Origin of the sequence: Nesterenkonia sandarakina, from assembly GCF_013410215.1 — a bacterium.
In the GTDB taxonomy this organism is placed as follows: domain Bacteria; phylum Actinomycetota; class Actinomycetes; order Actinomycetales; family Micrococcaceae; genus Nesterenkonia; species Nesterenkonia sandarakina.
In genome coordinates this window covers 1,344,979-1,356,969 of the sequence record NZ_JACCFQ010000001.1, presented here as the reverse complement: position 1 = coordinate 1,356,969, position 11,991 = coordinate 1,344,979, and the positions used below count along the sequence as shown (strand labels likewise).

10 protein-coding genes are annotated in these 11,991 nt (G+C 68.8%); 1 reads left to right on the top strand and 9 read right to left on the bottom strand.

Annotated elements, in window-relative coordinates:
* Positions 1-19: 19 nt before the first annotated feature.
* The 7 genes from trmB to HNR11_RS06275 all read right to left on the bottom strand — a co-directional run bounded on the left by trmB (position 20) and on the right by HNR11_RS06275 (position 8,854).
* Entirely contained in the window at positions 20-928 is a 909-nt protein-coding gene (trmB, locus tag HNR11_RS06305) for a tRNA (guanosine(46)-N7)-methyltransferase TrmB (protein WP_343050603.1), read from the bottom strand.
* 2 nt (positions 929-930) lie between these two features.
* Positions 931-2,874 (bottom strand): penicillin-binding transpeptidase domain-containing protein, encoded by a 1,944-nt coding sequence (locus HNR11_RS06300; RefSeq protein WP_179441590.1) that lies wholly within the window; start codon positions 2,872-2,874, stop codon positions 931-933.
* 71 nt (positions 2,875-2,945) lie between these two features.
* Complete coding sequence (locus HNR11_RS06295) at positions 2,946-3,440, bottom strand: heat shock protein transcriptional repressor HspR (protein WP_281366233.1); 495 nt, start codon at positions 3,438-3,440, stop codon at positions 2,946-2,948.
* Positions 3,440-4,432 carry a DnaJ C-terminal domain-containing protein gene (locus tag HNR11_RS06290; protein WP_179441589.1) on the bottom strand — a complete coding sequence of 331 codons (993 nt, stop codon included), beginning with the start codon at positions 4,430-4,432 and terminating at the stop codon, positions 3,440-3,442. The genes HNR11_RS06295 and HNR11_RS06290 overlap by 1 nt, the downstream gene beginning before the upstream one ends.
* Before the next feature lie 31 nt (positions 4,433-4,463).
* Positions 4,464-5,330, bottom strand: a complete 867-nt coding sequence (locus HNR11_RS14010; RefSeq protein WP_246310335.1) for a nucleotide exchange factor GrpE — start codon at positions 5,328-5,330, stop codon at positions 4,464-4,466.
* Positions 5,331-5,343: 13 nt separating this feature from the next.
* On the bottom strand, positions 5,344-7,200 hold the full coding sequence (gene dnaK, locus HNR11_RS06280) for a molecular chaperone DnaK (RefSeq protein WP_179441588.1): 1,857 nt from the start codon (positions 7,198-7,200) through the stop codon (positions 5,344-5,346).
* 175 nt (positions 7,201-7,375) lie between these two features.
* Positions 7,376-8,854 carry an NAD-dependent succinate-semialdehyde dehydrogenase gene (locus HNR11_RS06275; protein ID WP_218849661.1) on the bottom strand — a complete coding sequence of 493 codons (1,479 nt, stop codon included), beginning with the start codon at positions 8,852-8,854 and terminating at the stop codon, positions 7,376-7,378.
* Positions 8,855-9,035: 181 nt separating this feature from the next.
* Between HNR11_RS06275 and HNR11_RS06270 the strand changes: the two genes are divergently transcribed.
* Positions 9,036-10,331, top strand: coding sequence for an aspartate aminotransferase family protein (locus tag HNR11_RS06270; RefSeq protein WP_179441587.1), 1,296 nt, complete (start codon positions 9,036-9,038; stop codon positions 10,329-10,331).
* A gap of 48 nt (positions 10,332-10,379) precedes the next feature.
* Here HNR11_RS06270 and HNR11_RS06265 read toward each other — a convergent pair whose 3' ends face one another.
* Positions 10,380-11,171, bottom strand: coding sequence for an SGNH/GDSL hydrolase family protein (locus HNR11_RS06265; protein ID WP_179441586.1), 792 nt, complete (start codon positions 11,169-11,171; stop codon positions 10,380-10,382).
* Between the two features lie 95 nt (positions 11,172-11,266).
* Complete coding sequence (otnC, locus tag HNR11_RS06260; RefSeq protein ID WP_179441585.1) at positions 11,267-11,896, bottom strand: 3-oxo-tetronate 4-phosphate decarboxylase; 630 nt, start codon at positions 11,894-11,896, stop codon at positions 11,267-11,269.
* Between the last annotated feature and the right edge of the window lie 95 nt (positions 11,897-11,991).

The window sequence follows — 11,991 nt, the reverse complement described above, 5'->3', positions numbered from 1 at the left end:
GCTCGTCTTCGGCGGCGAGCTACGGCTCCCGGATATAGGTGAGGTCAAAGATCCTGCGCCCGACGGCGAGCGCCTTGGTCTCGAAGTCGGTCTGGGTGCGGCCGGGGAACCGGGGGGCCCAGCCGCCGTCGTCGTCAAGGGCCTCTTCGAGCGGCAGCGGCGCCGGCTGCCTGCCCATCGAGATCGCGTCAAGATCATGCAGACGGACCTCGGTGAGCGGGGAATCCGCGCCGGCGCGCTCCCCCGCGTGGGGATTCTTGAACTGCGGGGAGGCCCCGATCAGGGCTCGCATCTGCTCGGCATAGCCGGACCAGTCGGTGGCCAGGCGCCAGACTCCGCCTGGGGGCAGGACGCGGGCGAGGCGAGCGATGAAGTCCTCGTCGACGAGTCGGCGCTTGTTGTGCTTCCTCTTGTGCCAGGGGTCGGGGAAGAAGATCCAGACCTCGGCGAGCTGGCCGGGGGCGAAGAGCTGGTCCAGGACTTCAGGAGCGTTGGCCACGGCCACCCGGACGTTGCTCAGCCCCTCGCGGCGGATCCGGCTCACCAGCTGGGCGGCGCCGGGCTTATAGACCTCGATGGCCAGGAAGTCAGTGTCGGGGTTCTCGGCGGCGGCATGGGCCACGGCCTCCCCGGAGCCGGACCCGATCTCGACGATGATCGGTGCGGTGCGGCCGAACTCTGCAGCCCAGTCGATCCGGAAGCCCTCCGCCACGGAGGTGTCGCGCTGCCCGTGGGGTATGTCCAGGAGCTCGTTCCCCAGAGCTGCATCCCAGGTCCGCTGGTAGCTGGGCTTGAGCCGATTGCTGCGCCGCACAAAGGAGAGCGGGCGGCGCATCGGCGGCGAGACCGTCTCGGAGTCGGAGGGATCAGGCTGGGCGGTCTCGGGCTGGGAGAGGTCGGGCTGGGCGGGATCGGGCTGGGAAGTCACCGCTACAGGATAGCGGAGGCCCCCTCCAGGAACTCCTGGAGCAGCGGGCCGTTGGTGGAGCCGCCGAACTCGCCCTCCTGCAGGAAGATCGCCACCGCGAGGTCTCCCTGCATGGCGATCACCCAGGTATGGGCGTAGGAGTCGTCACCCTCTCCGGCCTCTGCGGTGCCGGTCTTGGCGTAGACCGGCTCGCCGGGAACCTCCACCAGGGACTCCAGTGAACCGAAGTTCACGGTGTCGGTCATCAGCGTGCGCAGGTCCTCAGCCTCTTCCTCGCTGAGGCCGCTGGCCTGCGACTCTGACTCATCCGAGGGCACCACCAGGTGCGGTGAGACGGTGCCTCCGGCCGCGATCGAGGCGGCCACGGTGGCCATGCCCAGCGTGGAGGCCTCCACCACGCCCTGGCCGAAGAGGTTGGAGGCATGCAGGTTCAGCTCGGAGTCCTGCGGCACGGATCCCATCCGGGCAGGCACCCCGAGGTGGGTCTCCTCGGTAATCCCGAGGTCCACCGCCGCCTGGTGGACCTCCTCGGAGGTCACATCGTCGTAGGCGTCGGCGAAGACGGTGTTGCAGGAGACGGCGACGGCGTCGCGGAACGGAATCTCGCCGAGGTACTCGGAGGGGAAGCCGGTGTAGTTGCCGAAGGACTGTCCGTGCACAGTGGTCTGGTTCGAGCAGGTCACCGAGGAGTCTGGGGTGAGCCCCTCGCGCAGCATCGCCAGCGAGGAGACCACCTTGAAGGTGGACCCGGGCGCATAGCTGGACTGGGTGGCGATCTCCACGAAGCCCTCCTGAGGGTCGTGGCTGGCGGCGGCAAGGACCCCGCCGTCGGAGGGTCGGATCGCGACGACGGCGCCAGCGGTGTCCTGATCGTCGACGATCTCCTGCGCCAGGTTCTGCAGCCGCGGGACCATGGTGGTCTCCACGTCTCCCCCGTCGGCGGCCTCCACCGAGTACAGCGTCTCCCCGTCCTTCTGGATCGCCAGGCCCGGAGCCCCGCGCAGGGTCTCCTCGTAGGAGGCCTGGATCCCGGAGGTGCCGATGGTGTCCCCGACGCTCAGGCTGGGGTCCGCCTCCAACGCCTCAGCGGTCACCGGTCCCACCCGGCCCAGCAGCAGCGGGGCAAAGTCGCGCGAGTCGGCCAGGGACATCTGATCGTCGATGGCCAGCGCACCCGGGATCGCGTCGACGTCGTCGGCGGTGACCTCGTCCTCGGAGCGGCGCAGCGTGATGGCCTCCACGAAGGCCAGCTCGCCGCCGCCGAGCACGCTCTGAACGTAGGGATCCACAGAGATCCCGACCAGCTCGGCGAGCGCCTCGGCGGAGGAGCGCAGCGTGTCCTCATCGGCGGGTTCACCGTCCTGGGCGAGCTGAGACTTGTCGATCCCCAGCCGGACGACGTCGCGGTTATAGACCATCGCCCGTCCGTCGTCGTCCATGATCCGGCCGCGGTCCGCTGCGGTGGTGGCCAGGGCGATCGACTCGGCACCGGTGTAGTCCGGCAGGACGATCGCAGGCTCGGCCGCCACCGCCCAGGTCTCGGTCTCTTCGTCGTAGACCAGCTCGGCGGAGGTCTCATAGGTCCAGGCCTCGCCGTCGACGCCGAGCTCTTCGAGGTCCCAGCTGTGCTGCAGCGGGACGGTGGCGGTGACCGGTCGCGGTGAGTCCTCGGGCGGCTCGTCGAGCACGATCTCCCCGACCTCGACCTCCGGGGCGAGGTCCTCGAGGGGCGCATGCAGGTTCTCCACGGCCGTCGCCATGGTCTCGGGATCCCCGGAGTCGAAGCTCAGCCCGGAGAAGTCCCCGCTGGAGACCGCGGAGGCCAGCGCGCCGGCGGCCTCCTCCACGGTCTCGGAGGGGTCGGCGCTGCAGCTGGTGAGCAGCATCAGGGCTGCGGCTGACACCACGCCGGGGAGGATCAGCCGGGAGCGTGCGGAGTCAGACATGGTCTCAGTATCGCGGTCCCCCGCACCCGTCACAGGCAGGACTCGCGGGGTGAGGGCAAAGGGGCCCCAGGTCAGCGCCGTCGCGGGGCGGGCTCCCAGAGGACCAGCGCCTGCGTGTTGGCGCGGGCTCGACGGCCACGGTCCACGGTGACCACGTCCCCATGCGGGCCCACCGCGAAGAAGCGCGGCTTGGTGGAGTGACGCTGGGATTCCCGCAGCTCCTGGCGCAGCGCGTCCACGGTCTCCTCGAGCACCTCGACCCGGTTCTGCAGCTGCAGGATCCGGCGAATGCCTTCCAGCGAGACTCCCTCCTGGGAGAACTGCTGGATCTGGCGCAGCTGCTCGATGTTATACGGCGAGTAGCGGCGGTGCCGTCCACCCTGGCGCCGCGGGGTGACCAGACCGATCCGGTCATACTGCCGCAGCGTCTGTGGGTGCATCTCGGTGAGTTCGGCGGCCACGGAGATCACGAACATCGGGGCATGCCGATGTTCGGGCTCCAGGAGCCGCGCATCGAGGAGCCGCGGGCCCGTCGTGCGGGGTTCCCTGCTCCGGGGTTCCACCATCACAGCACCGCCTTCGCCTCGAGGCCTTTCCGGGGATCCAGCCCCTTGGTGGCCTCCGCATAGGCCTTCACGGCTTCCACCGCGTCGGCCGAGAGGTCCTTGGGAACCTGCACCTGGACCGTGACCAGCATGTCGCCGGCGATCTCCTTGCCCTTCTCCTTCCGGCGCACGCCGTGACCCTTGAGCCGCAGCACGCGTCCGGAGGTCACTCCGGCGGGGATCTTGATGTTGACCTTCTCACCGTGGACCGTCGGGACCTGCACCGTGGTGCCCAGGGCCGCCTCGTCGAAGGCGACAGGAAGATGGATCCGGATGTCATCGCCTTCACGCTCGAAGAACTGGTGACCCGAGACGACGACCTCGACCAGGAGGTCCCCAGCTCCGCCGGATCCTCGCTGGCCCTTGCCCTTCACGCGAACCTTCTGTCCGGTGCGGATTCCCGCGGGGATCCGCACGTCGATGACCCCGCCGTCGGGCTCACGCAGCCCCACGGTGGTCCCGCGCATGGCACCTCCGAAGGAGATCGTGGTCCGCGCGGTGCGGTCCGCGCCCTTGGCGGCGGCTCCCCCGCCGAATCGGCCGGAGCCGCCGAACCCGCCGGCTCCCCCGAAGAGGTCCGAGAGGTCGGGTCCGCCGCTGCCGCCGCGACCGAAGCCGCCGCGTCCGCCGCCGGATCCGCCGTTGAAGAGGTTGCCGAAGAGGTCTTCGAATCCGCCGCCCCCGCCGGGGCCCGGGCCGCCCGAGAATCGGGCGCCCGAGCCCATGGCGCGCACGGCGTCGTACTGCTCGCGCTGTTCCTTGTCCGCGAGCACTGAATGGGCCTCGGCGACGTCCTTGAACTTCTGCTCCGCGGCATCATCCCCGGGGTTCTTATCGGGGTGGTGCTTGCGGGCGAGTCTTCGGTACGCCTTCTTGATGTCCTCCTCGGAGGCATCGCGGGAGACGCCAAGGATGGCGTAGAAATCTTTTTCGATCCAGTCCTGTGAGGCCATGGCGCCTCCCTCCTTTCTGCTGCTCTGCGGTTCAGCCCTGGTCGGGGCCGGAGGAGACCATCACCTGGGCCGCCCGGAGCAGGCGGTCACCGTGGCGATAGCCGGCGCGCAGCACGATGGCCACGTGGTCGGCGGGGATCTCCTCATGGGGCTGGGTCATGATCGCCTCGTGCTGGTTGGGATCGAAGGCTTCCCCGATCTCTCCCAGCACTTCAAGGCCCTGGCTCTGCAGCACCGACTCCAGGCGGGTCGCGATGTGCGCGAAGGGCCCCTCCTGCAGGTCTCCGGCCTGGCGGGCCGAGGAGATGTCATCGAGCACCGGCATGAGCTCGGTGATCAGCTGACCCTTGGTGCGATCACGTTCGGTCGCCCGGTCACGCTCCACCCGACGCCGGTAGTTGATGTACTCGGCCTGGAGTCGCTGCAGGTCAGCCTGCAGCTCAGCCTCGCGCACCCCTTCCTGAGCGGGAGCATCCTCGCGGATGCTGTCCTCGGCCAGGATGGCCTCGGGGTCCATCGCCATGGCGGCCTCGGCGATCGTCTCCTCCTCCGTGCCGCGGAGGAAGTCGTCGGCCGCCTGAATCCGTTCCTCGGGCTCGGTCTCGGTGCCGCCGGTGATCCCGTCCTCCGCGGAGACCTCGGAGAGCTCGGGCTCCTCGGCGATCAGGGGGTCGGCCTCGTCGGAGGCCACGCCTGCGACCTCCTCCTCGGTGACCGGGTCCCCGGCCGCGCCGTAGCTCTCGGACTGTCCCTGGGCACCGAGGGTCTCGGTGTCCTGGGCGTCCTCCACCGGGAGGTCCTGCAGGATCTTCTCGGCCCGGGCCAAGGGATCCTGCACCGGGTCCTGCTCCTCGGGCTCTTCGCCGCTGGGAACCTCAGGGTTCTTGTGATCTGCCATGTGTGCGGCCCCCTTACTTCTTCTCGGCTTCGTCCTCTTCATCGACGACCTCTGCGTCGACGATGTCCTCATCCTCGTTCTGCGCCGGCTCGCCGGTGCCGTCGGCGGAGGCCTCGGGAGCCTGCGAGTAGAGCGCCTCACCGATCTTGACCTGGGAGGCCTGCAGCTTCTCGTAGGCGGCGTTGACCTCGGACTCGTTGTCCTGACCCTCGAGTGCCTTCTTGAGCTCGTCGACGTCGGCCTGGACCTCGGTCTTGACCTCCTCGGGCAGCTTGTCGCCGTTGTCCTTGAGCAGCTTGTCCACGGAGTATGCGGTGGACTCGGCGGCGTTGCGCTTCTCGGCAGCCTCGCGGCGAGCCTTGTCCTCCTCGGCGTGGGCCTCGGCGTCGGCGACCATGCGCTCGATGTCTTCCTTCTCCAGCGAGGTGCCGCCGGTGATGGTCATCGACTGCTCGGTCCCGGTGCCCTTGTCCTTGGCGGAGACGTGGACGATGCCGTTGGCGTCGATGTCGAAGGTGACCTCGACCTGGGGGACCCCGCGCGGCGCCGGGGCGATGCCGGTCAGCTCGAAGGTGCCCAGCGCCTTGTTGTCCCGGGTGAACTCGCGCTCGCCCTGGAAGACCTGGACCGCCACCGAGGGCTGGTTGTCCTCAGCGGTGGAGAAGACCTCGGAGCGCTTGGACGGGATGGCCGTGTTGCGCTCGATCAGCTTGGTCATCACACCGCCCTTGGTCTCGATGCCCAGGGACAGCGGGGTGACGTCGATGAGCAGCACGTCCTTGCGCTCACCGGCGAGCACGCCGGCCTGCAGGGCCGCGCCGACGGCGACGACCTCGTCCGGGTTCACACCCTTGTTGGCGTCCTTGCCGGAGAGCTGCTTGACCAGATCGGCCACCGCGGGCATCCGAGTGGAGCCGCCGACCAGGATCACGTGGTCGATCTCAGAGATCTTGACCCCGGCTTCCTTGATGACGTCGTTGAACGGCTTCTTGGTGCGGTCCAGCAGGTCCGAGGTCATGTCCTCGAACTTCGCACGGGACAGGGTCTCGTTCACGTGGACCGGGACGCCGTCGTTCTGGGTGGCGTAGGGGATGTTGATGTTGGCGCTGGAGGTCGAGGAGAGCTCCTTCTTGGCACGCTCGGCCTCTTCCTTCAGACGCGGCACGGCGATCTTGTCCTTAGAGAGGTCCACGCCCTCCTTGGACTTCACCTGTGCGACCAGCCAGTCCATGATCCGCTGATCCCAGTCGTCGCCGCCGAGGCGGTTGTCACCGGAGGTGGAGCGGACCTGGATGGTGGAGAAGTCGTCCTCATCCTTGCCGACCTCGAGCAGGGAGACGTCGAAGGTGCCGCCGCCCAGGTCGAAGACCAGGATGAGCTCGTCCTCCTTGCCCTTGTCCAGGCCGTAGGCCAGCGCTGCGGCGGTGGGCTCGTTGACGATCCGGGAGACCTTCAGGCCAGCGATCTCGCCGGCTTCCTTGGTGGCCTGGCGCTCGGCGTCGTTGAAGTAGGCCGGCACGGTGATGACGGCCTCGGTGACGTCCTCGCCCAGGTAGGACTCGGCGTCGTGCTTGAGCTTCATCAGGGTGCGGGCGGAGATCTCCTGGGCGGTGTACTTCTTGCCGTCGATCTCGGTGGACCAGTCGGTGCCCATGTGGCGCTTGACCGAGGCGATGGTGCGGTCCGGGTTGGAGACTGCCTGGCGGCGAGCCACCTCACCGACGAGGACCTCGCCGGACTTGGAGAAGCCGACGACGGAGGGAGTGGTGCGGGCACCCTCGGCGTTGGCGATGACGGTGGGCTCGCCACCTTCAAGGACGGTCACGACAGAGTTCGTGGTGCCGAGGTCGATACCTACTGAGCGGGACATGCGATCTCCTTCTCGAGAGCGGTGTTGAGTGAACTGCGCTCAAGTCTTGTACTCGCTCGACGTGGTGTCAAACTGACTTGAGTGCAGGTGACTCAACTTTCTACTCCCGGTCCAACCGCGGCTCTGCGGATTCCATTCCCTCCAGCCCGCAGGCCGCGGCTGGGTGAGATCGAGTTCACATGGCAATGCCGATGTACTTGGTCTCCAGGAACTCCTCGATGCCGGTGTCCCCGCCCTCGCGACCCAGCCCCGATTCCTTGATTCCACCGAAGGGTGCGGCCGGGTTGGAGACCGCGCCCTGGTTCAGCCCCACCATGCCGGACTCCACGGCCTCGGCGACCCGGATGCCGCGACGCAGATTCTCGGTGTAGACGTAGTTGACCAGGCCGTATTCAGTGGCGTTGATCCATTCGATGACCTCCTCCTCGGCGTCGAAGGGGGTCAGCGGCGCGACGGGCCCGAAGATCTCCTCCTGACGCATCCGGGCGTTGGAGGGGATGTCGGTGAGCACGGTGGGCGGGTAGAAGTAGCCCTCGCGGTCCACCGGCGCACCGCCGAGCAGGACCCTGGCGCCGCCGTCGACCGCGTCGGTGACCAGCTCATCGACCTTGGCCAGCTGCTTCGCGTCGACCAGCGGCCCGACGCGCACGCCCTCCTGGACTCCACGGCCCAGGGGCAGCTGCTCCATCTCCGCGGCCAGCTTGGCCGCGAACTCATCGATCACGCTGCGATGGACGAAGATCCGGTTGGCAGCGGTGCAGGCCTCGCCGGTGTTGCGCATCTTCGCCAGCAGCGCACCGGCCACGGCGGCGTCGATGTCGGCGTCCTCGAAGACCACGAACCCGGCGTTGCCGCCGAGCTCCATGGAGGTCCGCAGCACCCGCTCGGAGGCCTGCTCCAGCAGCTTGCGGCCGACCCCGGTGGACCCGGTGAAGGAGAGCTTGCGCGCGATCCCGGAGCGGATCAGCGGCTCCATCACCTTGCCTGCGGTGGAGGTGACCAGGATGTTCACCGCGCCGGCGGGCAGCCCGGCCTCATGCAGGATGTCCGCCAGGGCCAGCATGGACAGCGGGGTCAGCTCGGCAGGCTTGAGCACCGAGGTGCAGCCCGCGGCGATGGCCGGGCCGAGCTTCCGGGTGCCCATGGCCAGCGGGAAGTTCCACGGGGTGATCAGGATCGTGGGGCCCACCGGCTGCTTGGCCACCAGGAAGCGGGCACCTCCGGCGGGCGCGGTCTGGTAGCTGCCGCTGATCCGGGTGGCCTCCTCGGCGAAGTGCCGGAAGAACTCCGCGGCATAGGTGACCTCGCCATAGGAATCTGCCAGCGGCTTGCCCATCTCCAGGGTCATCAACAGTGCGAGGTCGTCCTTGCGCTCATGCATCAGCTCGAAGGCGCGCATCAGGATGTTCGCCCGCTCCCGCGGGGGCATGGCGGCGAGCCCGGGCTGCGCGACCTCGGCGGCCTTCAGCGCGTTCCAGCCATCGCGCTCGGAGGCGTCGGCCACGGTGCAGAGCAGCCTGCCGGTGGAGGGATCGTGGACCTCCAGGGTGGCTCCGCCCTCGGCGTCCACCCATTCCCCGTTGATGTAGAGGCGCTTGGGCGTCGCCTGGATCAGGCTGGATTCGCGCTCTGCGGTGATGCTCTGCTCTGCCATGGGTCCTCCTTGAGAGGGTGCGATGGACGTGACGTGGGCCTTCGAGGGCCAGCCTACGCCGGTCCTGCGGCCGCCGTCGCTGGGTGCTGCGGGAGTCCTGGGTATGGTTCTGGCCTTGCGCCGCGATGACCGCTAATCTGGAGCCCAAGAAGATTGTCAACAATCCGAAAGGTGTATTTCGATGGCGACGCTGTCTCCCCAGCTGAAGCAGGCGACCCCCGTGGTGGCGACCCGTGGAGAGGGCGTGTGGCTCTACGACGAGGCGGGCCAGCCGCATCTGGACTTCACCGCCGGCATCGGGGTCACCAGCACCGGCCACTGTCACCCCCATGTGGTCGCAGCTGCCCAGGCCCAGGTGGGCAGCCTGATCCACGGCCAATACACCACGATCATGCACCAGCCGCTGTTGGCGCTCACCGAGCGGCTCTCCGAGGTGCTGCCGGCGGGCCTGGACTCGGTCTTCTTCTCCAACTCCGGCTCCGAGGCCGCGGAGGCCGCGCTGCGCCTGGCGCGGCAGGCGACGGGGCGCCCGAACATCGTGGTCTTCCAGGGCGGCTTCCACGGCCGCACCGTCGCGGCGGCGTCGATGACCACCTCCGGCACCAAGTTCCGGGCCGGGTTCAGCCCGTTGATGTCAGGCGTGGTGGTCGCGCCGTTCCCCAATCCGAGCCACTATCGCGACTACGGCTGGGACGCGGAGCAGGCCACCGACTTCGCGCTCAAGGAGCTGGACCTGCTGCTGCAGACCCAGTCCAACCCGGCGGACACTGCGGCGTTCCTGGTCGAGCCGGTGCTCGGCGAGGGCGGGTACGTCCCGGGCAATGAGCGCTTCTTCGCCGGGCTGCGCGAGCGCGCGGACCGGCACGGGATCCTGGTGATCATCGACGAGGTCCAGACAGGCTTCGGGCGCACCGGAAAGTTCTGGGGCCATGACCACTTCGTCTCCGAGGGCGCTGCACGACTGCCCGACATCATGATGTTCGCCAAGGGGATCGCCTCCGGGTTCCCGATCTCGGGGATCGCGGCCTCCGCCGAGCTGATGGGCAAGGCCTGGCCGGGGTCCCAGGGCGGGACCTACGGCGCGAACGCGGTGGCCTGCGCCGCGGCGGTGGCCACCCTGGAGGTGATCGCCCAAGAGGGGCTCGTGGAGAACAGTGCGGAGCGCGGCGAGCAGCTGCGCGCCGGGCTGCGCGAGGTCGCCGCGCAGGCCAACGCCCGCGCCGGTGCGCAGCGCATCGCCGAGGTGCGCGGCCTGGGTCTGATGGTGGGCAATGAGTTCCGCGACGCCCACGGAGCGCCGGACCCCGCCACCGCCACCGCCGTGCAGCAGGAGGCTGCCCGTCGCGGGCTGCTGCTGCTGATCTGCGGCTCCTGGGGTGAGGTGGTCCGGTTCATCCCGGCGCTGGTGGTCTCGGAGTCCGAGGTGGACCAGGCGGTCGCGATGTGGTCCGAGGCGGTGGCCGCCGTCCTCGCCTGAGCGGCGGGCCGGCGGTCGACGCCGGTCCGGTGCGTCAGCCGGCCCCGGCTACCAGACCCGGGAGGTCAGCTGCGGGTACTTCGGGGACATGTCATCGCCTGAGGAGGTGCGGGTGACCCGCCGCCGGACCCAGGGGTAGAGGTAGTCCTTGGTCCAGGTCAGCTCGCTGATCAGGCGCTCGGGCAGGGAGGCCAGCGGTGCGTCGTCGACCTCGGGGTCCTCGATCTCGTCCTTCTCGCCGAGGACCTTGAGCACCTCCTTGGCCATCATCATGTGCCCGGCGATGCCCAGGTGCATCCGGTCCTCGTCCCAGTAGCGCCAGTCCTGGAACTCACGCATGTGCCAGAAGTCGACCAGATCCAGGTCGAAGTCGGCGGCGATCTTGCGCACGTGCTCGTTGTAGATCGCGGTCCGGCCGCGGGTGGCCTTGAACAGTGGGGCCTGGCCGGAGTCGAATCCGGTGAACAGCACCACGCGGGCGCCGCTGGCGAGCAGCTTCTCCACGCCCCAGCGGTAGCGCTCCATCAGGGCGTCGATGTTCACCGTGGGGCGCAGGATGTCGTTGCCCCCGGCGTAGACCGTCACCAGGGTGGGGCCGAGCCCGATCGCGGGGTCCAGCTGCTCGTCGAGCACCTGCTGGAGCTTCTTCCCGCGCACCGCGAGGTTCGCGTAGCCCCAGGAGGAGTCGTTGGAGATCAGCTGGCCGGCCACCCGGTCGGCCCATCCGCGCACCCCGTTGGGGCTGGACGGGTCGATATCCGCCACGCCCTCGGTGAACGAGTCCCCCAGGGCGACGAAGCGTTTCTGAAAAGGACCGTCGAGTTGATCTGATGCGGACATTGAGCCCTCCCGTTCGCATGCGGCTGGCGTACTATCTGCTGCAACCCTACCGGTGGCCAGGCCAGGACTGAACCTGGAGCCGGAAGGGCCCGCGATCAGCCGAGCAGGTGCTGAATCTGCTCCTGATTCAATGGCCGGGTGGCCCTGCCCTCGAGCAGGAAGGCCAGCTGCGCCGAGACTTCAAGCTCCTCGGCGGCGTTGACCGCATCCTCCAGCGATCCGCCCGCCACGATCGAGCCGTGGTTGGCCAGGATCACCGCCGGGCCGCGCTCCCCCGCCGCCTGAAGATCCGCCAGGACCGCTGGTGAGCCCGGCTTGTAGTAGGGCACCGTCGGCACATCTCGACCCAGCCGCATGATGAAGTACGGGGTCAGCGGCGGGATCGCCGGCTCTGTCTCGAGGCAGCTGAGCGCGGTCACGTAGGTGGAGTGCAGGTGCACGACGGCGGCGGCCTGGGGTCGGGCCTGATACATCGCCTGGTGCATCACCACCTCCTTGGAGGGTTTGGGCCCTGCGGTGTGCACCCACTGCGGGTCCAAGACCGAGAGCGCCTCCGGGTCCAGGCGTCCCAGGGAGGAGTTCGTGGGGGTCATCAGGAAACCGTCCTGGGTGCGCACACTGATGTTCCCGGCGCTGCCCACGGAGAAGCCGCGGTCGAACAGGCTTGCCCCCAGGGCCACGATGCGCTCGCGCAGCGCCGACTCGTTCTCAGCTGGTGATGTCATCGGTGACGTCCTCCCCCGGCGGGCGCCGAGTCGGGCTGCGCAGGCGCAGCGGATGGGATGCGTGGCAGAAGGGATGGGCAGGGGCTTCGCACAGG

What these genes read in the sequence shown, in the direction of transcription:
- dnaK (WP_179441588.1), bottom strand. Translation starts at nt 7,200, where the DNA reads ATGTCCCGCTCAGTAGGTATCGACCTCGGCACCACGAACTCTGTCGTG.
- HNR11_RS06300 (WP_179441590.1), bottom strand. Translation starts at nt 2,874, where the DNA reads ATGTCTGACTCCGCACGCTCCCGGCTGATCCTCCCCGGCGTGGTGTCA.
- HNR11_RS06290 (WP_179441589.1), bottom strand. Translation starts at nt 4,432, where the DNA reads ATGGCCTCACAGGACTGGATCGAAAAAGATTTCTACGCCATCCTTGGC.
- HNR11_RS14010 (WP_246310335.1), bottom strand. Translation starts at nt 5,330, where the DNA reads ATGGCAGATCACAAGAACCCTGAGGTTCCCAGCGGCGAAGAGCCCGAG.
- HNR11_RS06265 (WP_179441586.1), bottom strand. Translation starts at nt 11,171, where the DNA reads ATGTCCGCATCAGATCAACTCGACGGTCCTTTTCAGAAACGCTTCGTC.
- HNR11_RS06270 (WP_179441587.1), top strand. Translation starts at nt 9,036, where the DNA reads ATGGCGACGCTGTCTCCCCAGCTGAAGCAGGCGACCCCCGTGGTGGCG.
- HNR11_RS06275 (WP_218849661.1), bottom strand. Translation starts at nt 8,854, where the DNA reads ATGGCAGAGCAGAGCATCACCGCAGAGCGCGAATCCAGCCTGATCCAG.
- HNR11_RS06295 (WP_281366233.1), bottom strand. Translation starts at nt 3,440, where the DNA reads ATGGTGGAACCCCGGAGCAGGGAACCCCGCACGACGGGCCCGCGGCTC.
- otnC (WP_179441585.1), bottom strand. Translation starts at nt 11,896, where the DNA reads ATGACATCACCAGCTGAGAACGAGTCGGCGCTGCGCGAGCGCATCGTG.